Origin of the sequence: Agarivorans albus (assembly GCF_019670105.1) — a bacterium.
Classification (GTDB): Bacteria; Pseudomonadota; Gammaproteobacteria; order Enterobacterales; family Celerinatantimonadaceae; genus Agarivorans; species Agarivorans albus.
In genome coordinates this window covers 909,200-933,687 of the sequence record NZ_AP023032.1, presented here as the reverse complement: position 1 = coordinate 933,687, position 24,488 = coordinate 909,200, and the positions used below count along the sequence as shown (strand labels likewise).

Annotated in this window: 21 protein-coding genes; 13 read left to right on the top strand and 8 right to left on the bottom strand. The window is 44.4% G+C overall.

The annotated features are described in order from the left end of the window. The first annotated feature begins 187 nt into the window (after positions 1-187). The 5 genes from K5620_RS04385 (at position 188) to K5620_RS04365 (ending at position 6,183) form a co-directional block, all read left to right on the top strand. Positions 188-595: a hypothetical protein gene (locus tag K5620_RS04385; RefSeq protein WP_016400456.1), complete on the top strand. Its 408-nt coding sequence runs from the start codon at positions 188-190 to the stop codon at positions 593-595. 227 nt (positions 596-822) lie between these two features. Continuing rightward, positions 823-1,482 carry a protein containing plastocyanin gene (locus tag K5620_RS04380; protein ID WP_016400457.1) on the top strand — a complete coding sequence of 220 codons (660 nt, stop codon included), beginning with the start codon at positions 823-825 and terminating at the stop codon, positions 1,480-1,482. A 15-nt stretch (positions 1,483-1,497) separates the two neighbouring features. Then, complete coding sequence (locus tag K5620_RS04375; protein WP_016400458.1) at positions 1,498-3,816, top strand: bifunctional diguanylate cyclase/phosphodiesterase; 2,319 nt, start codon at positions 1,498-1,500, stop codon at positions 3,814-3,816. A gap of 25 nt (positions 3,817-3,841) precedes the next feature. After that, positions 3,842-5,053, top strand: a complete 1,212-nt coding sequence (locus tag K5620_RS04370) for a hypothetical protein (protein WP_221077449.1) — start codon at positions 3,842-3,844, stop codon at positions 5,051-5,053. A gap of 131 nt (positions 5,054-5,184) precedes the next feature. After that, on the top strand, positions 5,185-6,183 hold the full coding sequence (locus K5620_RS04365; protein WP_016400461.1) for a zinc-binding alcohol dehydrogenase family protein: 999 nt from the start codon (positions 5,185-5,187) through the stop codon (positions 6,181-6,183). Between the two features lie 67 nt (positions 6,184-6,250). On the opposite strand, the gene K5620_RS04360 is transcribed toward K5620_RS04365, so the two are convergent. After that, the gene (locus K5620_RS04360) at positions 6,251-6,820 is read right to left on the bottom strand and encodes a PEP-CTERM sorting domain-containing protein (protein WP_040306838.1); all 570 of its coding nucleotides are present in this window, start codon (positions 6,818-6,820) and stop codon (positions 6,251-6,253) included. Positions 6,821-7,195: 375 nt separating this feature from the next. On the opposite strand from K5620_RS04360, the gene K5620_RS04355 reads away from it, so the two are divergent. Then, positions 7,196-8,515 (top strand): ferredoxin reductase family protein, encoded by a 1,320-nt coding sequence (locus tag K5620_RS04355; RefSeq protein ID WP_016400463.1) that lies wholly within the window; start codon positions 7,196-7,198, stop codon positions 8,513-8,515. A 178-nt stretch (positions 8,516-8,693) separates the two neighbouring features. Here the strand turns inward: K5620_RS04355 and K5620_RS04350 are convergent, their stop codons facing one another. Further along, on the bottom strand, positions 8,694-9,614 hold the full coding sequence (locus K5620_RS04350) for a permease (protein WP_016400464.1): 921 nt from the start codon (positions 9,612-9,614) through the stop codon (positions 8,694-8,696). A 105-nt stretch (positions 9,615-9,719) separates the two neighbouring features. Here K5620_RS04350 and K5620_RS04345 point away from each other — a divergent pair, with 105 nt between their 5' ends. The 3 genes from K5620_RS04345 (at position 9,720) to K5620_RS04335 (ending at position 12,779) form a co-directional block, all read left to right on the top strand. Then, positions 9,720-10,022, top strand: coding sequence for an ArsR/SmtB family transcription factor (locus K5620_RS04345; protein WP_016400465.1), 303 nt, complete (start codon positions 9,720-9,722; stop codon positions 10,020-10,022). Positions 10,023-10,059: 37 nt separating this feature from the next. Further along, positions 10,060-10,869 carry a transporter substrate-binding domain-containing protein gene (locus tag K5620_RS04340; RefSeq protein WP_084681712.1) on the top strand — a complete coding sequence of 270 codons (810 nt, stop codon included), beginning with the start codon at positions 10,060-10,062 and terminating at the stop codon, positions 10,867-10,869. A gap of 407 nt (positions 10,870-11,276) precedes the next feature. Beyond that, complete coding sequence (locus K5620_RS04335) at positions 11,277-12,779, top strand: lytic polysaccharide monooxygenase (protein WP_016400467.1); 1,503 nt, start codon at positions 11,277-11,279, stop codon at positions 12,777-12,779. Between the two features lie 204 nt (positions 12,780-12,983). On the opposite strand, the gene K5620_RS04330 is transcribed toward K5620_RS04335, so the two are convergent. The 3 genes from K5620_RS04330 to K5620_RS04320 all read right to left on the bottom strand — a co-directional run bounded on the left by K5620_RS04330 (position 12,984) and on the right by K5620_RS04320 (position 15,350). Continuing rightward, complete coding sequence (locus K5620_RS04330; RefSeq protein ID WP_016400468.1) at positions 12,984-13,583, bottom strand: sugar O-acetyltransferase; 600 nt, start codon at positions 13,581-13,583, stop codon at positions 12,984-12,986. 104 nt (positions 13,584-13,687) lie between these two features. Then, the gene (locus K5620_RS04325) at positions 13,688-14,359 is read right to left on the bottom strand and encodes a haloacid dehalogenase type II (RefSeq protein ID WP_040306870.1); all 672 of its coding nucleotides are present in this window, start codon (positions 14,357-14,359) and stop codon (positions 13,688-13,690) included. A gap of 88 nt (positions 14,360-14,447) precedes the next feature. Next, positions 14,448-15,350 carry a DMT family transporter gene (locus K5620_RS04320; RefSeq protein WP_016400470.1) on the bottom strand — a complete coding sequence of 301 codons (903 nt, stop codon included), beginning with the start codon at positions 15,348-15,350 and terminating at the stop codon, positions 14,448-14,450. Positions 15,351-15,426: 76 nt separating this feature from the next. Here K5620_RS04320 and K5620_RS04315 point away from each other — a divergent pair, with 76 nt between their 5' ends. Both K5620_RS04315 and K5620_RS04310 read left to right on the top strand, forming a co-directional pair. Beyond that, entirely contained in the window at positions 15,427-15,954 is a 528-nt protein-coding gene (locus tag K5620_RS04315) for a MerR family transcriptional regulator (RefSeq protein WP_016400471.1), read from the top strand. A 243-nt stretch (positions 15,955-16,197) separates the two neighbouring features. Beyond that, the gene (locus tag K5620_RS04310) at positions 16,198-18,747 is read left to right on the top strand and encodes a metallophosphoesterase (RefSeq protein WP_016400472.1); all 2,550 of its coding nucleotides are present in this window, start codon (positions 16,198-16,200) and stop codon (positions 18,745-18,747) included. 69 nt (positions 18,748-18,816) lie between these two features. Here the strand turns inward: K5620_RS04310 and K5620_RS04305 are convergent, their stop codons facing one another. Both K5620_RS04305 and K5620_RS04300 read right to left on the bottom strand, forming a co-directional pair. Further along, positions 18,817-19,419 (bottom strand): CAP domain-containing protein, encoded by a 603-nt coding sequence (locus tag K5620_RS04305; protein WP_016400473.1) that lies wholly within the window; start codon positions 19,417-19,419, stop codon positions 18,817-18,819. 265 nt (positions 19,420-19,684) lie between these two features. Beyond that, positions 19,685-20,146: an NUDIX hydrolase gene (locus tag K5620_RS04300; protein WP_016400474.1), complete on the bottom strand. Its 462-nt coding sequence runs from the start codon at positions 20,144-20,146 to the stop codon at positions 19,685-19,687. A gap of 113 nt (positions 20,147-20,259) precedes the next feature. Between K5620_RS04300 and K5620_RS04295 the strand changes: the two genes are divergently transcribed. Continuing rightward, entirely contained in the window at positions 20,260-21,561 is a 1,302-nt protein-coding gene (locus tag K5620_RS04295; protein WP_221077448.1) for a DASH family cryptochrome, read from the top strand. Between the two features lie 92 nt (positions 21,562-21,653). Then, positions 21,654-23,498 (top strand): NAD nucleotidase, encoded by a 1,845-nt coding sequence (gene nadN, locus K5620_RS04290; protein WP_016400477.1) that lies wholly within the window; start codon positions 21,654-21,656, stop codon positions 23,496-23,498. A 110-nt stretch (positions 23,499-23,608) separates the two neighbouring features. Here the strand turns inward: nadN and K5620_RS04285 are convergent, their stop codons facing one another. Continuing rightward, positions 23,609-24,487, bottom strand: a complete 879-nt coding sequence (locus K5620_RS04285; RefSeq protein ID WP_016400478.1) for a LysR family transcriptional regulator — start codon at positions 24,485-24,487, stop codon at positions 23,609-23,611. Between the last annotated feature and the right edge of the window lies 1 nt (position 24,488).

Below are 24,488 nucleotides of genomic sequence, written 5' to 3'. Positions count from 1 at the left end.
TCTCCATTTCGCCAGTTATCTAGTTGATTTGGCTGAGGATGCTGAATTCAAAATATGACACTAAGATTTCATTTTTATTAATTAAAGCAATTACTAAAATTAAGTACTAACCGTAATATTTATTTAATAATTGACCTCTATAACGCTGCCTTATTCTTATTAAAACCTCTTGTTCAAGGCTAATTACATGACCTTTCGCCAATTACTTTTAGTCGCTTTTAGCGCGGGCCTAGCACTTACCGTCCAAGCCAAAGAGCTACCACCTCAAGCTGCAGAAATGATGTTTGAACTTAACGAAGCGGCAGCATGCATGGCAGCCGCAAAACACTTAAAAAACCATGCGCGGGTAGCGGTACACCAACAAGATTACCAAGCACTCATCGCTGAATATCAGGTACCTAGCGAGCTAGCTAACTCTGTAAGGCAGTTAAACCATCGCCAATACTTAAACTTTAGTGAGCGTTACGACCAACGTTATCCAGACCTAGATAAGCATAAAGCCCTAACCTCTGCTTATACCCACCGCTGCTACTTTATGAATGAACATGAAACTCGCCGGGCCGCAGCCTTACATGCATTAAGCAACAACGATTAAGCTAACAGCCTGCCTAAGGTACTCATTTGCTTTAGGCTTTTTCTATCTATGCCGCATTTAGCGCAATTTCTGCTCCTCAATTAACTACCAAGTGCTTACACTTAAAAAACTCAGTTATACCCAAGCCAAATAGGCTGTAATATTTGACTAAGTGCTAAGGTCTAAATACTAGAACCAAACCACCAACAGATTTCATCAGCCACCAGTAATGTGGCGAAAGGATGCCGATGAGAAACATAGTCACCAGCCTAACTCTAATAATTCTCAGCTTTTCGAGCCTTGCCAATTCAAGTTTTAGCTATCAGCTAAGTCTCAGCCAACCCGATGGCAGCCCCGCCGCCAATGTGGTGGTTTACCTCGAGCCACAAGGCCATCAACTCAAGCAGATAAACCAGCAAACGGTGGTTATTGGCCAACGAGATAAAGCCTTTGTTCCCTATATCAGCGTTGCGCAACGTGGCAACCAAGTCGATTTTAATAATGACGACAACATTACTCACCACATATATTCGGCTGCCGGTGATAATAAGTTTTCATTTCAAATCAAGTCGGGAGAGACCCACAGCAAACATGACTTCGACCACAGCGGCGTGGTACCCATGGGCTGTAATATTCATGATTGGATGGGCGCATATTTATTATTGGTTGATACCCCTTTGTTTAACAAAACCGATGCCCAAGGAATGGTTAAATTTACTGCTGTGCCAGCGGGAGACTACCAACTGGTGGTTTGGCATCCAGAGCTTAAAACAGCTAACCAGCAACTTAGCCAAAAGCTAAACGTTAATAACGATGGTAAACTAGCACTTAGCTTGCCCAACGCTTTAGAAGATGAAGAACTAGAACAGCAAAATCCGGATGATTTTGATTTTCTCTCAGAGTACTAATTGGCAGGAGCGCCGATGAAAAGCATAAAGACCAAAATACTACTGCTGATAGTATCGCTATTGTTACTGCTTCAAGCGATCTCATTTTGGTCTACCTACGACTCCTTAAGGCTGAAAGAAAAATTAGCCATCGACTCGCAGCTAAGCAAAGCTAACGCTCTATTTCAAAGTGAGTTTAATCGCCGAGGATTTTACTTAAGCAGCTTTGCCGAAACCGTCACCAACGATTACGGATTAAAAAGTGTATTTGGTGAAGACAAACGCAGTGTTGCGATTGCCCTGCACAATCATGGTAAGCGCATAAATGCAGACCTCTCCATGGTAGTTACGCCTTCAGGCATGATTGAGCTGCAATTAGTAAATAGCCAACAAGGAAATCAAAACCCCAAAGTAGTAAGAGGTGAACAACAAGGCCAAACTTTTGCCTTTATGCCAGCCTTACAACAAAACCAACTACCTCCCTACTACGCTATTGGCAACCAACTTTACCAACTGCACCTTTCAGCGATAAAAAGTGGTCCAGCGATTATTGGTTGGGTCGGTTTTGGTTACGAAATTGGCCCCTCCTTGGCAGAAAGCTTTTTAAGCCAAACCGGCTTGCAAACAGACTTTATCCTAGAGCAACAGCAAACATGGTCTTTGTTGGGCTCAAGTAATCCCGATGCCAATGTTGCTAGCGCTAAAGCCTTACTAAGCCAAACCAACAGTGATGTAATTGCTCTGCACCAACAATTTAGCGTAGCGGGTGAAGGCGCTTTTTATGTCGTGCTGCATAGCTCTAGAGACAACCTAGTGGCAGTGATTCAGCAAAGTTGGGTGCAAATTTTACTGCTCACGGCACTCACACTGTTCTGTTCGATGATAGCGGCTTACCTAATTGCTGATGACATTACCCGGCCAATTAAGCTGCTGGTGAAACAAGCTAAGCGGCTAGCCGCTGGTGACTATCAAACGCCGGTATCGATTAACGACAGAACCGAGCTTGGCCAACTAGCCAGCGAATTTAACAACATGCAAGAACAGGTGCTCAGTCGTGAACAAGCCATTAACCACCGTTTAAACCACGATCCTCTTACCGAGTTACCCAATCGCAACTGGCTGGCCAATAAACTTACTCAACTTACAGCAGACAGCAAACAGCCCTTTGCGATGTTCCACTTAAACATTTGTCGTCTAAAACAAGTAAACGATACCTTAGGCCACCAAGCTGGCGACCAGCTAATTAAAGAAGCCGGCAAACGCCTAAGCACACTAAAAAGCGAACACTACCTGTGTCACATTGGTGCCGATGAATTTATTGTATTGCTGCCAAATGTAACCCGAGACAACGTACAACAACATTTGCAGCTTATTAGTATGCAAATGCACGAAGGCTGTAATTTTCAAGATATGCATCTACAGCTGCAAACGCATGTAGGTGTAGCCTTATTTCCAGAGCATGGTCAAAATCCGCAAGAGTTACTGCAAAAAGCAGATGCGGCCTTAAATCACTGTCGAGAAGCACGCAGCCATTGTTACATCTACGACCCAAGTGCCGATACCAATACTGTTGAACGTTTAAGCCTAATTAACGATCTTAAAAAGGCCATTCAAAATAACCAGCTCACCCTGCACTACCAGCCAAAGTTTAGCTTTGCCGCTAACAGAATCACCCATGTAGAAGCTTTAGTACGTTGGCAACACCCAGAGTTAGGCATGGTTCCACCCGATGCATTTATCGAAATTGCCGAACATACTGGTCAAATTAACCCGCTCACTCGCTGGGTATTTTTAGAAGCCTTATCACAAAGCCTGGCTTGGAAAGTTAAAGGCGTCGACGTCAACATCGCGATCAATATCTCTGGCGAAAACCTAAAAGACGATAGCTTTTATAGCTTCATTTGCCAGAATATCGAAAACAAGCAACTAGCAGCAGAATCCTTCACTTTAGAAGTCACAGAAAGCGCGTTAGTTGACGACCCTGAAACGGCGATAGCCTTGCTGGCTCGCTTTAAAAAACGTGGCTTTAAATTGTCTATTGATGACTACGGCACTGGTTACTCGTCCCTTGCTCAGTTAAAACGCCTACCGGTGCATGAGCTCAAAATTGATAAGTCTTTTGTACAAAAGCTCGCCATTGATGCCGACGATGCCATTATTGTGAAGTCGACCATTGAGCTGGCGCACAACATGGGCTTAAGTGTAGTAGCAGAGGGTATTGAAGATATCGAGAGCTTGCGTTGGCTGGAAAAAGCCAAGTGCAATTTGGCTCAAGGCTACTTTATTAGTCGCCCAAAACCCGCTAAAGAATTGTATGAATTACTCGCTCAGGAGAGCATCGAGTTTGCCGAATAAGGGAATTATTTTCAGCATCTGTTTGATGCTAACAGCTACGCTAAACCCCACCAAGGCTGCGGAATATAGCGCAAGAGGGGTCCTCGATTTACGCGCTAGCCATGTAGATAGCAGCGACAGCTATGTAAAAGGTGGCTACGGCAAATTTGGCTACTCTGATGGAAGCCAACTTTCTATTGCTCAAGCAGGCTTAGATTTAAGCGCTCACTGGGATAACGGCTTCTCTGGCAAACTGGTTTTAAATAGCTGGCTCGATCAAGAAGATAGTGCGCTAGGTTTTACTGAGGCTTTTTTTAGTTATAAAGGTCTCCCCTCAGAGAGTGGCCTTCGCTGGTCGGGCCGAGCGGGCATTATGTATCCGAGTATTTCCTTAGAAAACACCGCCACCGCCTGGGCCACGCCTTATACGTTAAACGCCTCCACACTTAACACTTGGGTTGGAGAAGAAATTCGCACCACCGGCATCGAGGCCAAACTAGAGCGCTTAGGTAAATTCTCTAACTCCCAACACAACTTGTCACTAAGCGGCACGCTGTTTGTGGCCAACGACCCAGCAGGGGCCTTATTAGCTTGGCACGGCTGGACCAGTAGCTCGAGACAAACTTTATGGGGGGAAACTCGCCCGTTCCCCGAACCGTTGCAACCCGCATTAGCCGATCAAACCCGCCGTTCAAACCCATTTAAAGAAATAGATCATCGCCCCGGCTTTCATACTAACTTGGACTGGAGCATAAGACGCCATGGCCTGTTTAGAGTGGGATACTACGATAACCTGGCTAAACCTTACTTAATTGATGGTGGCGACTACGCGTGGCGAACCCGCTTTGCTCACTTAGGTGGAAAATGGCGGATAAACAAGCAGTGGCAACTATTGTGGCAATACATGAACGGCTCAACCTTGATGCAATCGCTCGATCGCCAAGATGCTGTAAAGATGGACTTTGCCAATGGTTTTGCCATGCTCACCCACAACTTTAAAAAGAAGCACCGAGTGAGCCTGCGGGTAGAAGCCTTTGAAAACATCGACCGCGACAACACTCCCTTGGATGACAATAACGAGCGCGGTAAAGGCCTTACCTTCGCCTACCAATATAGGTTAAACAAAAACTGGTTTATAGGTGGCGAATACCAATGGCTAAACAGCCAACGGCCACAGCGCGCCTTGCACGGGCTAGAAGCAGACACCAACGAACAACTATTCCAGTTAGCTGCCCGTTATTTCTTTAGTGCTATTTAGCCAGAGCAACTACGCACTTCTCACTGATTATCAAAAATAAATTGAAAGTGATTTAATCGCAGCTGTGTTTTTCCTATAGCTAAACTCTACTACACTGAGTTATCTGGATTTTCGCCCTAATGGAGCCACCAATGAAAGCTGTAGCCTACCAACAAGCACTAGCAATTAGTGAAGACTTATCACTGCAAGATATTGAGCTGCCAAAGCCTAACGCCAGTGCTAAAGACTTATTAATAAAAGTTGAAGCCATCTCTGTAAACCCTGTTGATACTAAAATTCGCGCCAATGTCTCCGCCGAACAAGGCCAATGGAAAGTAATCGGTTGGGATGCAGTAGGCACTGTGGAGCAAGTTGGCGACCAAGCCCAGCTTTTCAAGGTAGGTGACAAAGTCTGGTATGCCGGTGACTTAACTCGCGCTGGCAGCAATGCAGAATACCAACTGGTAGATGAGCGCATAGTTAGCTTAGCGCCAACTAGCATTCCAGCAGCAAATGCGGCCGCCTTGCCTCTCACTGCACTAACCGCGTGGGAAATGCTATTCGACCGCTTGCAAGTGAGCAAAACTGAGCCAAAGTCTATTTTAATCATTGGTGCCGCTGGCGGCGTAGGCTCGATAATGGTTCAGCTGGTTAAACAGCTCACCAATCTTAAGGTTATTGCCACTGCCTCTCGCCCTGAAACCCAGGCTTGGTTAAAAGAATTGGGGGCCGACCAAATTATTAATCACCGCACTCCTTTAAGTGAAGAGTTAGCCGAGCAAAACAACATCGACTACGTAGTGAGCTTAAACAATACCGACGAACATATGGCCGAGATTGTTAAGGTTATTAAGCCACAAGGAAAGTTTGGGTTAATTGATGACCCAGCTGAGTTAGATGTAAAACTACTGAAGCTAAAAAGTATCTCGTTACACTGGGAGTTTATGTACACCCGCTCAATGTTCCAAACCGAGGACATGATTAAACAGCATGAGTTACTCAGCGAAGTGGCCACTCTCATTGATAAAGGGAAGATAAAAAGTACCTTAGGTGAACACTTTGGCCAAATAAATGCCGACAACCTCAAACAAGCTCACGCCTTTATCGAGTCGCAAAAAGCTAAAGGAAAAATTGTGTTGGAAGGGTTTTAAATCCACAAAAGAAGGGGGGAAGCTCTTAAGGCTTCCCGTGCACAATTAGAACTTTTCAAAAATTAAATTAAACTTGTTGTCTCTTGAATCGACGTAATAACAAAACAATCATACTTAACACAAAAATCACAAGCGTAGAAGGCTCTGGAACTTCATGCTTGGCTTGGCTGAATTGAAAGTTATCCCATGTTAATTGGTGGTCAGTATGGATAAATCGTAGTTTGTGTATGTTCATAAAATTAGGCGTAAGAAAAGAGGCCGTGCTTTGACTAACGCTGTATACCTCCGATTGAATAACATTTCCGCTCACATCTAAACCTTGCATAGTAACGGTTTTGGCACTCTCCCAAGCAGCGGCAAAAAATGCACTATCAAAACTCCAAAGACTGTTATCTGTCATCCATATATCAGTGGCGGTATTCGCTTGCCCAAATGCTACATAATCACCCGATTGGAGAACTGTGTTATATCCCGCATTGGACGTAGGATATGGGTTAGCAAATAAGTCAATTACATTGATAGTGCTAAATCCAAAATCAGAAAACCTCTCATTATCTTCAAACGTTATCAACCCAGCATTAGCAAAACCGCTAAAAAATATGATTAAAACAACTGAAGCAGCATTCATTAAATTCATTTTTCTTTCTGTTCCTTTCTATAAGTTTTGATCAGTAATGGTTATAAGATCTACATATTGACATTAATGACAATATGCAGGATATGCACCAGAACAAAAATGACAATTAAATCAGTAGAGTAGTGAAACACAGCTATATGAGTTGATTGAAAATGTAAACTAACTTGACGCGAGAATGTAAAACAAGCTATTGGTTTATAAACATAATTATCCATAAAGTTATTTGTATAATATTGACTGTGAAAGCGGCATTCAGCACTTGAAACAAGCTTTAGTCACTACACACTCTTTACTTTACACTTCTTTACCCTAGCTTTACCTAACTAAAGACTGGCCTTTTTATACTTGTTACCAAAGGATGAGTAAGGCCGAATCATGCGTAAAACAACTGCAACTATAATGCTGCTCTTAGCCGCCATTACTGGATTATGGCTACAAGCAGAACCCAACCTGTTTTCTTCAGATAACTTTTTTCAATGGCGTTCGGCGCTAATTCAGTACAGCGGCATGTTAGCCGTGGGCTTAATGAGTATTGCTATGCTTTTGGCCTTACGCTTACCCTTTATCGAATGGCTGACCAAGGGCTTAGACAAATCCTATCGTTTGCACAAACACCTCGGCATCGCCTCGGTATTAGTAGCAGCGGTGCATTGGCTACTGGCGATTATTCCTAAGCAACTAGTAAGAGCGGGGATACTAGACAAACCGGTTAGAGGCACTGGTCCCAATAATTCCGATTCGCTATATGCGCTGGTGCGTCCTTTACGCGGACTGGCTGAACAAGTAGGCGAAGTAGCCTTTTACAGCTTTGTAGTGCTAGCAATTGTCGCCTTAGTGGGGGTGATTAGGTACAAAGGGTTTCGTTACTCGCACAAACTCATGTCGCTAGCATTTTTAGCCATTGCCTTTCACTCAGTGATTTTAATTAAACATAGCTATTGGCCTTACCCCATAACATATGCCTGTTTAGCGTTAATTTGGGTGGGCAGTGTTGCTGCGGTATATAGTTTGTTTGGCCGTATTGGTAAAACTAAGCAGCACACCGCCACAGTGGCTAACTTTAGATTTCTACCCCAAGATAAAGTCGTTGATTTACGCCTAAGCGTGCCCAACTGGCATGGTCACAATAGTGGGCAATTTGCGTTTATTGGTTTTCCGGGTGAAGAACCACACCCCTTTACCATTGCATCAACTAATACCGGCACTGGTCACGTGCGCTTCCTGATAAAAGAGCTAGGTGATTTTACCGCCAACCTAAAAAGCCGCCTTAACATCGGCCAAGAGCTAAAAGTAGAAGGCCCCTACGGTAACTTTGATTTTAATGATTCGGCACCGCAATTATGGATTGCCGGAGGCATCGGTATAGCGGCTTTCACGGCCATTTTACAACAACGTCAAACCATGAATAATCCACCTAAGGCGACCCTGTATTACTGCAGTGAAACCTTAGAACCCAAGTTAATTGAAGAGCTACAGCAGCTCTCTTCGAGCAGTCAGGTGGAGTTAAGAATTATCGACAACAGCCGCCAAGCTTTATTAAGCGCTGAGCAATTGGTAAACGAAGTTGAAGATTTAATGCAACGTAAGATTTGGTTTTGTGGACCCGTTGCATTCTCTAGTAACTTACAACAACAACTGGCTCACTTCGGCTACCCACTTAAGCATTTTCACAGCGAACTGTTTGAACTACGCTAAGGCAACAATTTACAGCGTGATTACAGACAGCTCGCTAAGCATTACCGAAGTAGCCCATCAACTGAGTTATAAACACTAAGCCAACTTTAGCCGAGCGATTAAAGACAGGCTAGGAGTAAGCCCTAAGGCACTTAGGGTTTTGGCCAAAAAGCCCAAACCCTAGCTTTGCTAATTTGCTTTAAAACCAAAAGCTGTATAAATAACCTGCGCCAATGGCCATCCCAATAATTACCAGTAAAAACGCTGCAATCATCTGATTTTTAAAGATGGATTTAAGCAATATCACTTCGGTCAAACTTGCCCCAGCGCTGCCTATAATCAGTGCCATTACCGCCCCTAAACTCATACCTTTTGCCGCCAAAGCGGCACTTAAAGGAATTACCGCTTCAGCACGAATGTACAAAGGAATACCAATAACAGCCGCTACAGGCACCGCTAATGGGTTATCTTTGCTCGCAAATTGGGCAATCAACTCACTTGGCATAAAGCCGTAAATCAACGAGCCAACTGCAATACCGCCAATTAAGTAAGGCAATACCTTTTTAAAATCCAGCCAAGTACTGTCCCAAATTTTCAACCACTTGCTGCGCTCTACTGCGGGCTTGCCTGAACAAGAAGAACCACATTTTTTGGCTTCTGGCTCAAGATAAGATTCTGCTTTTACGTACTTTTCAAACCCTAATTTCTCTAACAAATATCCAGCGACTACCGATACACCCATGGCAATAGCAAAGTAAAACACACTCACTTTCCAGCCAAAAGTTACCGCAAACAAACCAATAATTATCGGGTTAAGCAATGGGCTGGCAAACAGGAATACCATCATGGTGCCAAATCCCGCTCTAGCGCGTAATAAGCCCTTTAAAAAAGGAATGGTTGAACAAGAGCAAAATGGTGTTATTGCCCCCAAAAAGCCCGCCACGATATAACCCGAACCATTTTTAGCACTCAAGATACGTTGGATTTTTTGTGGCGGTATATACAGCTGCAATACCCCAACCAAGTAGCTTATAACTAAAAACAACAAGGTTAACTCTACCGCTAGAAAGCCAAACATATTTAAGGCCTGCCAGGCCATTTCATTATTTATGTTAAACATCAAATTAATTCCAAATTTCTAGATTATTCGAAATATATACTTGAGCATTGGAAAAAACAAGATATTTCCAGTAATATCGAAATATACTTTTACAGAGAGCCCCCTATGAATACTGAAAGCATCGCTAAAGCCCTAAAAGAACTGGGCCACCCTACTCGCCTAAGCATTTACCGTAGTGTTGTAAGGGCGGGCTACAGCGGTATCGCAGTAGGCGGATTACAAGAAAAGTTGGCCATTCCTGGCTCAACCTTGTCGCATCACATATCCAGCTTGGTATCTGCAGGCTTGCTTAGCCAGCGCAGGGAAGGACGAACACTTTATTGCGTGGCAGAGTTTGAATGCCTGCAAACGGTAATTAGTTTTTTACAAGACGAATGTTGTGCCGACGAACAAACTGCCAATAACTGATTTAGAAACTTTAACACCAAGAGTTTGAACTACACTTATTCCATTCAAGCACTCTGTTCACTCTAAGTTAAAACCGCTGGTATTTGCGCTAATTGTTGTTCACTTTACCCTTAGTCAGGCGGTAGCTTCGAGCTCGCCGATTAAGTTTATTACCGTAAATGAACCACCTGCCAGCTACTTAGATGAAGATGGCCAGATTCAAGGCTATGTGGTTGATATTGTTTATTCTCTAGCGAAACGTTTAAACATTAACGCCAAGCTAGAAATCGTACCTGAAGCACGAGCATTAAAAACCGCTTACCATAACCACAACACCATGGTGTTTTCCTTTAGCCGTAACGCTGAGCGCGATCAAAAGCTCAATTGGATTGGACCGGTTCTAATTAAAACATGGGGCTTGTATGGCTTAAAAAGCAACCCAAACACCTATGAAAAGCTAGCCGATTACCCAACTATTGGCGTGGCTAACGGTGATATTCGCCACGAATGGCTTGCCCAGCAAGGCTTAAACAACTTATCGGTAAACAGTAGCCATAAGCTCAACATCCAATTGTTAGCGAGAAAACGAATTAAAACTATTGCTTATGAGAGTGCCGGTTTACAGATTGTTGCCAGTGAACTTGGCATAGACCCCAGTAGCTTTATTTTACTTAGAGAGCTCAAACAGCAAGCAGTGTATATTGCGATGTCTAATCAGTTTAACGACACAGAGCAATGGCAACAGGCATTTAAGGACATGCAAGCGGAAGGAGAACTGCAGCAAATAGCCACAAAGTGGCGCCAAAAAATCAAACAAGAACACAATATAAATGCCCAACTCAACAACGGTATTCTAATGCTTAAATAATAATGAGTACCCAATACGGTATAAGCTGTAGCCTTTTATACCTGCTTAAATATCATTCAAAATTTATTTGCTAAATGTGATTTATCCCAGCACTCAAGCCAGTATCAACAGCAAACATTCCACTCTTACCCCTCTTTTATTGATTCTTTTGCCAACAAAATGTGATTAGTGACAACATAATCAATTACCAATGAAACTCACTAAAGTTTTGCTTCAGCAGATTTCTGGAATCGCGCAATAAGCTCAACTACGTTCCTTAATTAACTCAACAATCATTACGGAAGTGAGTAGTCGTAGTTATTTGAGCTTTACCAAGGTTGAAAACTATAACAAACAGCCTTGATAACAGTAGGTTGCGCGCTGGCTTCAAGCTGGTGTTCATTCCACTCACAACAAAAGGGAATAACATGACTAACAAGCTAATATTTTCATTATGTCTACTAGGAACCAGCCAAGCATTTGCGCATGGTTTAATCGTAGATCCACCATCACGAAATGCGCTGTGTGGCTTAACAGAAAAACCTGATCAAGCTAGCAGTGCGCATTGTATTGACGCTTTTGAAAATGACCCACAAGGTGGCTACAAGTTTATGAGTGTGCTCACTCATACCGAAGGCCGCGCAGTGGTTTCACCACTGCCCAACAATGTATGTGGTTTCGACAGCGAAACATGGCAGGGTGGAGCAACACCATGGGATGTAGCCACAAGCTGGCCAGGGCAAGCTGCTCAAGCAGGTCCTTTAGACATAACGTGGAACATTCAATGGGGAAACCACTTCTCTGATACCCGTGAATTTCATTACTGGATAACTAAACCAGGCTTTGTATTTGACCCAAGCAAAGCTTTAACATGGGATGATTTTGAGGCAGAGCCCTTCTGTGTTTTGCCCTACGATGATAGCCAACCTAATGCTAATCCTGCGGTAGTGGCGAATAAAGAGGCGGTGACCTTTACCACCACCTGTACCCTGCCTGAACGCAGTGGTCACCAAGTGATCTATGGCGAATGGGGCCGCAACTCTTGGACCTATGAGCGCTTCCATGGCTGTATTGATTTAGCTTACTCCGAAGATACGTTGGGTACGCCAATAGCCACTCCGCAACAAATTTCCACTCCCCAGGATACGCCCGTTAGCATAACCTTAAGTGGCAGCGATACCGGTGGAGAAATTACTAGCTATCAAATACTTAGTCAGCCAATCAATGGTACTTTAAGCGGTACGCCCCCCGTTTTAAGCTACACCCCAACAGCGGATTTTGTTGGCACCGACAACTTTAGCTTTAGCGTAACCGACAACGAAGCACTAGAATCCGCCCCAGCGCTAGTGAGTATTGACGTTAAGTCCACCGCCAACACCGCGCCTATAGCCAGCTTTGATGCAAGCAGCCAAGGTTTAACCGCCAGCTTCGACGCTAGCAGCTCTAGCGATGCAGAAAACGATACTCTTAGTTATCAATGGGACTTTGGTGATGGTTATACAGCCACTGGCGTTACTGCTAATCACGACTATGAAGCGGCCGGTAGCTACGCGGTTGTGCTCACTGTGTCTGATGGCTTGTTAGAAACCAGCAGTAACCAAGAACTGGTAATTACTGCACTACCGCCAAGCCAAGCAGGTTGTGAGTACGTAATTGTTGACCAATGGGGATCGGGCTTTAACGCCGAAGTTCGCATCATCAACACTGGTGAGCAAGCGATTAACGGTTGGCAAGTAACTTGGGCCTATAGCGATGGCAGTAGCATTACCCAACTATGGAATGGAGTGCTTTCTGGCGACGGCCCTTACACAGTAAGCAATGCAGCTTGGAATGCCAAAGTAGAACCTGGCCAGACAGTGAGCTTTGGTTTCCAAGGCAGTAGCAATGGAAGCTCAGAGGTACCTGTATTAACAGGAGATATCTGCCAATAATATTAGGCATTAGGCACTAATCAGCAGTAGCCATAAGGCTACTGCTGATTAACATGGACCAGTAACTCAACTTAGCGACTTTACTTCGCAACTATAGAAACCCAGCAAACCATGGCATTCTGGCAAATTTAGCCGTTGAACAACTTGCGGCCTGCATCCAAGCCTTAAAGAACCAAGATCGGGGCACCAAGTAAGAAAGGGTTATTATTCACCTTCAAAAGCTAAGTTTTTGTAATAAAACTGCTTATCGCGCTCACTAATTTCACGTAATACTTTACAAGGGTTACCCACTGCCACCACGTTAGCGGGAATGTCTTTGGTCACCACACTGCCCGCCCCTATAACGCTATTTTCTCCAATCGAAATCCCCGGCAATACCACCGAATTAGCACCAATCCATACATTACACCCAATAGTAATAGGCACATTAAACTGAGCCGCTTGCTGGCGAGGTTTAGGGTTTATTGGGTGACCGGCTGTTGCCAAGGTGACATTCGGGCCAATCATGGTGCAGTCACCAATGTAGATGTGGGTATCGTCCACGAGGGTGAGATTAAAGTTAGCATAAACCTTATTACCTAAGTGAGTATGCTTTCCCCAGTTGGCCTTTAATGGCGGCTCTATCATGCAATCTTCGCCCACTTCAGCAAAAATCTGTTTAAGCAACTTAGCACGTCGTTCTATTTCGGAAGGCCGACTATGGTTGTAATCGTAAATCACTTCTTGGCATTGGGTTTGCTCTGCAAAAGTAGCGTCATCGAAATAGTAAATTTGTTGCGAATGTTTTTTATCTACTTGCGCCATATTACAACTACCTTTCAGCTTGAAATGAATACCTGTCTACGTGCAGCACTGTAGCAATATGAAACGCCGTAAACTTAGTGCGAGTTCAAAATAAAGCAGCCAGCTTAACCCGGCAAGACCTCCGCTAAGTCTAATAAGGAGGTGATAGTAACGGTGGGTGCTAGCTCCCAGGGGTCAAACAACGCAGTTGGCGACCGTTGTACCCATGCAGCCTGCCAACCTGCAGATACCGCACCAGTAACATCAAAGGGATTAGAAGAAACCAACCAAGTATCCTTGGCTTGGCTTTGAGTTTTATTAAGAAAATGCTGGTAAACCGCTGGATCAGGTTTGAAACTTTTTACCTCATCAACACTAACCACTGCACTAAAAAATGGCCGGATCTCAGCAGTTTCTAATAACAGTTCAACTGCAGCTTGCTCACCGTTAGAAAAAGCATAAAGCCTAAAGCCCGCTTGTTGTAAGCCTGCTAAAGCTTGTTTTGCTTCAGGATGAGCGGGCAATACTTTGTAAATAGCCAACAAGCTCTGCTTTTGTTGCTCAGTGAGTGGCACCCGAAACACTTGGCAGCAATAGTCCAAAGCTTGCGCGGTACACAAGGCGAAGTTTTGGTAGTTTTGCATTAAGCCTCGGCGAAACGAATATTCTAATTGCTTATCTCGCCAAGCTTGTGAAAAAGGCGCGGCCTGCTCGCCCATATATTCGCGCAGTTTATTTAGAACACCTTGGGTGTCGATAAGGGTGCCATAAACATCAAAAGCCAGTGTTGTTGCCATCATACTTACTCCCCTCAAAATTGCAGAATAACAAAACAAGGCCGTAGTGTTTTGACCCCATCAACAAAAATAGTCAATTACTTTGCGCTTAACTAGGCTTTCGAATGAACCTGCTTAATTGTCTCGGCAACAGCGGACTTAACATCAATATCCCAGCTCCAAGCACAGCCAATTGATTAGGAACTTCGCCAAAACAAAAATATCCTAGGCAAATAGCATAAATCATTTTTACATACTCGATATTGGATACCACATTGGCTTCTCCATACTTATATGCGGTTACGCCAAACCACTGTGCAATTGATGACAAAATACCTACCGCCAATAACAGCATTAACTCGTACAAAGAAGGAGTAAGCCAATTAAACCAAGCACCAATGGCAGCCAATACGCCAACAAATACCGCTTGATAGGCCAATATATTAGTGGTGGAATCTTTCCCCGTTAACTTCTTAACACAAATTACTGCGATAGCAGCTCCCAATGCTGAGAGCAAACCAAGCACAATGTAGTTTAAAGAGCTGCTTGCAAAGCTAGGTTGAATAACCAGCAGTACGCCTACAAAGCCCACGGCGATAACCACAACCCGCTGCCAGTTAACCTGCTCGCCCAGCAGCAATCTAGAAATTAGCGCCACAAATATTACCTGTGTAAAACCCAAGGCAGTGGCGTCGGCTAAGGGGATATTAGCCACCACCAGAAAGCTCAAACTTAAAGCAACAAATGCCCCGACAATTCGGGCCGAATGCCACGCTAAGTATTGCGGCCTAATAAGGCTTTGCCAGTGAGTAAAAATGGCTGGACTAAGTATCACCAGAAATACTAGCTGTCTAAACAACAAAATTTCGAACACATGAATACGTTCACTCAATACCCGCACTAACGCGCCCACTACAACAAATAGCGCCGTAGAAACTAGCGCTAAAGCAATGCCTTTATGCTTGTTACTTGGAATGTGAAAGCCTTGACCAAACAGAATATTTTCTAACATGCTAACTCGCTTATCGATGTAAGGTGCGCATTGTAAAGGCTATACTTATAGACGGGTCAAGCTATTGAGAAAAAACATGCTAAACATTAGTGCGCTAGCCAAAAAGTACGGCTTATCAAGAACTACCCTTCTTTATTACGAGCGGCAGCAGCTGCTAAACCCCGCTTACCGTTCCAGCAATGGCTATCGTTGGTATGGTCAACCAGAGCAAGCTCGGCTGGAAAAAATTATCGCACTACGAGCCTTTGGCATGCCGATAAAACAAATAGCTCAGCAGTTAGATAACGAAGAGAGTCTCGTTGAACATCAAATTCTAAATGGCTTATTAGGTGAGCACTTCCAACAATTAGAATTGCAGGTTCAAAAGTTACGCGTACAACAAAAAGCAGTTCTGTTGCTATTGGATAAAGCCAAGCGTTTAAAGCAGAATGAGGTGAGTAAAGATGATTGGGTGGCAGTGATGCAAGCCGCCGGCTTAAGTGAACAAGATATGACCGATTGGCATACTCAGTTTGAACGCCTGCGGCCCGAACAACACCAACAATTTTTAGAGCTACTGGGGTTAACTCGACAAGAGATCAACAACATTCGTAGAACAGAATAAAGCTAAATAAACATTAAAAAGACAAACTAACACTGCTTTAGCTTAGAACCACTAGCTGTACATATTATCTTCTATCGAGGAAACTTTGCAGCTAACGTCAGCGATTATTCAACTTTACGTTGTTAAGTTGCGCCACCACACATAATTGGATTAGACACTAAACGAACAAAAAACAACCGTGTTAGCCTTTTGCTGGGATTAAAAAGATCCATAGAGATCTCAATAAAAACAAAAGGAAGGTTAATGAATATACCACAACAGCAAATTGCTAAAACTTGGCGCTTAGCGTTTGGATTAGCAACGTTATTAAGCATCTCAGCAGCCAGCGCCCATACTTGGCAATTTAGAGGTACACCAAACAATTGGCAAAACACTGCGCTTACTCAAATAACCAGTCAGCAATACCAAACTTGCCAGACTTTTTCGACAACCAATCCGCGGTTCAAAATAGATCGCTACGGCGATTGGAGTGAAAGCTATCCAGCGCAAGACTATCTAATTTCGCAAACAGGTAGTTACCAAATCAGCTTTAACAGCCAAAGCCATGCTATTTCGCTACAAGCTGTTAGCCATTGTGACCACTCAGAAACCACCTCAAACAGTGAATTTCGGCTCTACTTTGATGCCCAAGACTTCAGTAATCCACCTAGTATTTGGGCATGGATTTCCAACGGTAGTGCTATCTCAGAACTGCAAGGACACACTTGGAATAACCAACCCAACCTAGCCATTGATCCCAACAGTGGTTACTACTACTGGGATCTACCTAGCCAATATCAAAGTGAACTAGCTAGCGGCTTAAAACTGAATTTCATCCTCAATAAAAATGATGAATTTAGTCGCAATGAACCTGGTTGTTATAGCGGTCATCAGTGGTACCCAAATCTCGAAGACTGTATAAATAAACCATTTAAGCCCTATATTGGGCCTTACCTTAGTTTACTCACACCAAGTAAGAGCGGTGATTACAATACCGCTACTGTGCTAGACCCAGCCACTAATATGGTGGTCAATTACGAGCTAGCCCAAGCTAACAGCAACTTCACCGCCGTGGTGTACTATCGATCGGCGGGCACTAACCAATGGCTTGAACAAACAGAAGACCAAGTAGCGCCTCTAGCTGATGACCTGGGAAAAGTTCACCATATTACCCTTACTCAACTCACTCCCAATACCGAGTATCAGTACAAGGTGCTAGGGCCAAATGCACAATTATCACAGCAGTACAGTTTTACAACGGCTAAAACAACGATGAATTACAGTCGTTTTTTGGTAATTGGAGATATGCAAGATGAGCAAGGAGAACAGCGTTGGCACGACATTGCACAAGCTATTGCCGCCGATCACATGGATGACTTCGACTTTATTATTACTGTAGGCGACATGGTAAAAGACGATGTTAGCCATAGTGATGAGCGCTTTTATTGGTGGAAGGTATTTTTTGATAAAGGCCAACAATTATTTTCCTCTAAACCGATACTACCAGCCATGGGGAATCACGATACGCCAGGTAACCACAATGTGAGTGATTCAGAACAGTATTGGAGCAACCCAGAAGATACTCGTTCGTTTAGAAAATACTTCTACTTATCACCAGATATGAGTGACCCTGACTATTACAGCTTCCAATATGGTAGCGCCTGTTTCATTAGTGTTAACTCAGAGATCCCAGTGTTTTATGGGCGCCATCCCGAGCGCGACAACGCCAACAACGCTGCTACTCAAGCTAGTTGGTTGGAGCAAGAAGTAAATAAAGCACAAGCCTGTCCGTGGAGTTTCGCATATTGGCATGTTCCTGCTATCAACCCTGCTGGAGGAAAAAGCGAAGTTGAATTTGTGCGCCCCTATACCGATTACTTTAACCAAAAATTGGACTGGTCAATTACTGGGCACGTACATGAATACCAGCGCTTAAAGCCTGTTTACGCCACTCAGCAAAGCCTAGACTTTAACAAAACTGGGTACGGCCGGGCAGCCAACCAAGGTGTAGGTTATATGATTGCGGCACCAGCTGGACAATGGCCACGTAATACTACTAGCAACAATATGAACCAATTGGCTTTTTACCCTCACAATAGTAACGGAACAGCCTACGAAATAGGTTTTACCATCATAAATGTTTCAGCCAACAACTTTGAGCTAAAAACTTACGGCATGGGCAGTGTGGGTAATAAAGTTCAACCCGCTGGTTACCGCCCTGGAGATGACCGCAGCAAACAATTACTCGACGCGCATAGCTATAGCAAACCGGCCTTAACTGCCGATGCTGGCGCTGACATTCAGCTTAAACTAGGTGACAGTGTTACTTTTAACGCAAGTGGCTCTCAAGCTTTTGCCGGTGAAATAGTTAGTTATCAGTGGTCGAATGGTTTATCGGGTCAATCGGCCACCACAATGTATACCGAGCCAGGTAGCTTTGCCATTACCTTAACTATTACCGATTCTTTAGGTAATCAAGCCAACGATACACTAATTGTAACGGTGCATGATCCGCAAACCAGCTTTGGTAAAGACTTCAATGGGGTAGATTTTCGCGGCACAGCAAATGGCTGGGGAAATAGTGCCATGAGCTTAATTGCCGACAACACTTGGCAGATTTTGGTAAATATTGAAGACACAAACAATAATCCGCGTTTCAAGTTCTACGCAAACGACAAGTGGTATGGCGACAGCAATAATGACGGTGAAACCCACAGCAACGAGAGTAGCAGTATCAAGCTCACTCAAGGTGCTGGGCTTTACCAAATCACGCTAACTGACAATACCCGCAAATATCAAATCAACAAGCTATAAACCCACCATAAAAAACCCAGAGCACTGCTCTGGGTTTGATTAAATCAATTGGTAAGTTCGCTCAATAAACTAACGCTGCGCGCCAAAAACTTGAGTCCAATAAATGCCATAACTGCTGCTGGCATTTTCGGCCTTTGCGGCGCCTAACTCAGTGTAGTTAGCATTCATGATGTTGGCGCAATGGCCACTGCTTTGAAGCCAACCATTCATTGCAGCCTCTACCGAGCGCTGCCCAGCGGCGATGTTTTCTCCCACATAAGACCAACTGTAACCCTGAGCACTAGCTCGAGTAGCGGAGCTTGAGCCATCTAAGCCTGTGTGAGAAAAGAAGTCATAGTTAGCCATGTTGTTAGAGTGTTCTTCAGCAGCCAATTGCAAAGACAGGTTCGAGCTTAAAGGCGCAACGGCTGGGTAAAATGTACTACCACAATTACGGCCTTCACCACGAGCTTCATTAACTAAGCGCAGCATACTGGCTTGTAATGAATTATTTACCGGTTCTCTCGGGTCTGGATCAACCGGCTCATTGGGCTCCGGTTCTGTTGGCTCAACAGGGTTGACCGGAGTCACCTCATCATCCGACTGAGGTTCTGGCGAATCGCTTGAGCCTCCGCAGCCACTAAGTGCGAGTAACAACAACCAAGACAAAGGTAATACTTTAGAGAAATACATCTACAAACCTATAAGATGAGGAAGCGAACATCGCTAAAAAACTGAACAGCTCAATTCGCTAAAGCTTAATTAAAACCATGCTTTACGCTCATTTGAACGGAAAACCACTAAATTTGTAGTATCTTCATAACAAGTTACAAGTGCGCTAAATGCATGCCAAATAGATAGTACAAATTCATAAATAACATACGCTTAGACTAACATCTGCAGAGATAATCAATCAAAAAATTATCATTAACAGCACTTGCCGCACCTGACTCATTCGCTAACTAAGTGGGCTTATATCTACCTCAAACAAAGGGTGGGGTTTGTTTAAAACAAAATTCTGCCAAACCTGTTGATACACTTCTCGCTGATTAGGAAAAGGCACTAAGTCACAGGCTTCTTGCAAACTACACCAGCGAAATTCACTATGCTCATGGTTCAACACTACCGCCTGCTCAGCCGGGCAAAACACCACAAATACCGGAATAATTTGCATCACGTTTACATTAGCTTCAAAAAACTGCTCAAGAATTTGGCCGTTATATAGCTGTTTCACCTCAATTTGGGTTTCTTCGTTAAACTCTCGAATTATCGCCTGCCAAGCTTTTTCATCCCCTTCAATATGCCCCGCTACATGGCACCAATAATTGCCCTTGGTTCGCTTCATAAGCAACATTTTGGTTTCACCGTCGATTTGCGACAAAGCCACGCCAGCCACTATCGAAGTATTCAAAGGGATCATGATCATTTCCTGTAGTAAAAGAAAAACTAAGCAGCCAAACACTCGCCAGATTAAACTGAATAACAAGCAGATACGTAAACTAGTTTATTCGCCACTAATTTTGGGAAGCAAGAATGCGACTAGGGCTGTTTATTTTCGATAACGATTGTAGAGTGCAAGACAACCCTGCACTTAAGCAACTCGCGCGGCAAGTTGACCAGCTCATTTGCGTTTACATAAACCAAGCCACTAGCCCCTTTGTGCAGCACTTCAGCCAAACCAAGGTAAGCTTGGCCAAACAGACCTACTTAAACCAGACCTTAAGTGAACTCAATTTTAGCTTAAATCAACTTGGCCAACAGCTGTTTATCGAACATGGTCATTTTGAGCAGCAAGTCGCCCTTTACATTCAACACTATCGCATCACCGATATTGGCAGAAGTGTGCACCCAGGCAGTGACGAAGCCAAACAATGGCTCGCCCTGCAGCTTGCCTATCCGCAGATCCGCTTTCACTCTGCCAGCAGCAACAGCTTATTCGAGCAACAGCAATTACCTTTTGATGTAAGCAACTTACCTACAAGCTTCACACCCTTTCGTAAGCAAGTAGAAGAGCTTGCGATAGCAGAGCCCTTAGCCATCTTACATCAGCTACCTAAAGCGCCAAGTAACTTAAGCCCTGCACCGCTAATTAAACTGCCAGAACATCATTCAAGCGATTTTCAAGCAGGTGAGCAAGCAGCTTGTAATCATCTTGAGCATTACTTTTCAACCACTGCTGCAAGCCACTACAAACAAACCCGTAACGCCCTAAGCGGCGAGCTGTTCTCAACTGGCTTATCGCCGTTTCTCGCCCATGGTGCTGTTAGCCCTAGGCAGGTTTTACAGGCTTTAGGTAATTACGAAGCAAAGCACGGCGCTAATGAATCCAGCTATTGGATTTACTTTGAACTGCTTTGGCGCGAGTACTTTTATTGGTATGCCCGTGCGCATGGCAGCAAGCTGTTTAGTTTTTCTGGGGTTAACGGTAAAACCTTACATACCAGTTTTTACGCCCAGCGCTTTAAGCAATGGTGCGAGGGCAATACGGCCTACCCTTTGGTGAATGCGCTAATGCATCAACTAAACAGCAGTGGATGGATGTCGAACCGAGGCCGGCAAATTGTCGCTAGCTGCCTAGTAAACGAACTGCAAGTAGACTGGCGCTACGGCGCGGCCTACTTTGAACAAGGCTTGATTGATTACGATGTAGCTAGCAACTGGGGGAATTGGCAATACATTGCAGGAGTAGGTGCAGACCCACGTGGTGGTCGCCACTTCGACATCGATAAACAAAGCAAAATGTTTGACCCAAATAAACAATTTATTAAACGTTGGCAGGGCGAGCTAGGCAGCTTACCAAGCGACCATACCAACATGGTTGACTGGCCAGTTTAGCCACCGACATAAAACTAACAAAAATAGTTCATCTATGGTTCATCTAAACTCTCTAGTGTTTAGAGTTTTCTATCTAAACGGAGTTAGTAAAGATGAATTTTCGCAAGGAATGGTTAGCCCTTCTTCCCCTTAGTGTTGCTTTAGTTGCCTGTAATGACGACGACAGTACTCCAAGCCCTCAGCCACTTAGCATTAACGTACTGCATATCAACGATCACCACTCTCATTTACAAGCTGATAGCGGTATAGACTTAAACTTAGCGGGCGAAGCAACTCGAGTTTCGGTAGGCGGTTTTCCAAAAGTTGTAGCGAAAATCAATGATCTAGCCGCAAGTAAAGACAATGTATTAAAGCTGCACGCGGGTGACGCAATTACTGGCGATCTTTACTACACCCTATTTAAAGGCGAAGCCGATGCAGCCTTAATGAACGAAGTGTGTTTTGACGCTTTCGCTTTAGGTAATCACGAATTTGATGGCGGCGATGCTGGCCTAAAAACTTTCTTAGAGTTTTTATATAGCCCAACTTGCCAAACCCAAGTATTGGCTGCCAACGTGGAACCTGAAGTTGGCGTATCGCCGCTTGCGCCTACTACCCGTTGGGATTACTTCCAGCCATACATGATTAAGTCATTTGGCGATGCCAAGGTGGGTATTATCGGCATCGACATTGCCACTAAAACTAAAAACTCTTCAAGCCCTGATGCCACCACTCAGTTTCATGATGAAACCAGCACGGCGCAAATGTACATCGATGAGCTAAAAGAAAAAGGCGTTAACAACATCATTTTGTTAACTCACTATCAGTACAAAAACGACCTAGAGCTAGCCGCAAAACTTACCGATGTAGATGTGATCATTGGTGGCGACTCACACACCCTATTAGGTGACTTTGAAGAGCTAGGCCTAAACAGTGCAGGTGATTACCCAACCATGGTAAGCAACTTAGACGGCGACCCAGTATGTGTTGCCCAAGCTTGGCAATACTCAGCGGTAGTGGGTGATTTAGCTGTTACCTTCGATGGCAACGGCAAGCTAGAAAGCTGTGCAGGTACCCCTCACCTATTGCTAGCAGACAGCTTTATGCGCAAAGACACTAACGGTGACCGCGTTGAGCTTACCGGTGCAACTCGCACTGCAGTTACCGACGCAGTAGCCGCCAACCCTAACTTATCGATTGTTACAGCCGACGCTAATGCTGCAGATTTACTAGCGGTTTATGCCGAAGAAGTTGACGTGCTAAAACAATCAGTAGTAGGCGACGTGGCACAAAACCTATGCTTTGAGCGCATCCCAGGCCAAGGCCGTAGCACCTTGTGTGATGTATCGGCCACCAGCGCTAATGGTTCAGATATTTCAAACCTTGTAGCTCAAGCCTTTTTGGAGCAAGCCATACGTGGTGACGTAGCCATTCAAAATGCCGGCGGCGTACGTAACGACGTACCACAAGGCGATTACACCATTGGCGATGCCTACACCTTACTGCCTTTCGCGAATACCTTGGTTTACTTGGAAATGACTGGCGCAGAAATCAAAACGGTACTTAACGAAGCTGTAGATTACTCGCTAGATCCAGAAGGCTCTACTGGCGCTTACCCTTACGCTGCTGGTTTACGTTACAAGGTGGATATGTCGCAAGCTGCTGGCTCTCGTTTATACGACGTAGAAGTAAAAGCCAAAGGCACCACCGATTGGATAGCCTTGGCCGATAGTGACAGCTTCACAGTGGTAACCAACAACTACATTGCTGGCGGCCGCGATGGATACTTTAGCTTTGCCGACATCTCTGCCGATGAGAGTAAGTTTGAAGATAGCTTCTTAGACTACGCGCAATCATTTGTTGATTACGTAGAACGTAATGGCACCATCGACAAACTGCCGCTAGAAAGCTACAGCACCCAAATGTTCTACGATACCGATGGCAACCTGCAAAACTAAGCTAAGCGCCTTCTAGTTAAATAAAGCCCGCTACTTAGCGGGCTTTTTGTTACCTTAGCTGCTTAACACTACAATAAACCAACGCTGGCTCTAGCCCTTAACAACAATCGCTAGCAACAAGCCACTAAGTACTCAGCTAAATAATCCATCAATACACGGATTTTTTTGTTGTGCTGAACATCCCGATGACACACCAAATACACCGGTAAAGCAGGTAGTTCGAAGCCCAATTCAATCTCGATTAAACCGGCAGCTTCTGCCAAGCATTTGTGGGTAACCGTTATGCCTGCATGTTGCTTGGCCAGCTCAAGCTGCAGAGGCAAAAAGTCGGTTCGCAACAAAAATTGTTCGTTTTTGATGTTCATGCCTAACTGGCGCGCCCCCACTTCAAACTGCGGGTCGCGGTCATAACCCAGTACCCTATGGCTAAACAAACTAGTTTGATCCTTTGGCATACCGTGTTTTGCCAAATACTCTGAGCTGGCGTAAAAGCCTAGAGGGATATCAGACACTTTGCGGCATAACAAATCTAACTGCGTCGGCGGAAACATTCTAATCGCCACATCGGCATCACGTTTATCTAGGTTACTGGCGCTGTTGCTCACTTCAATTTCTAAGGAAACCTCTGAGTAGGTTTCCATAAAACGAGGCATTATTTGAGGCAGGTAATACAAAGCCACTAGTTCGTTAGCAGCTAGGCGCACTCTGCCAGTTAAAGTTTGGGTTTGACCCGCAGCTAAGCGCTGCAGCCGCTCGGCACTACTTTGCATGTTCTGACACTCTTCCAACATGCTTTGACCAAACAAAGTAAGGCTTAAGCCCTGAGTACTACGGTCGAATAAGGGCTGGCCAAGTTGCTGCTCCATTGCCTGTAACTGCCGGCTTAAAGTGGGCTGCGATACCCCGAGGTGTTGCGCAGCCTTACTCAAGCTTCCCTGCTGAGCAATACCAAGAAAATACTGCCACCATTGCCAGTTATCGCTATTCATA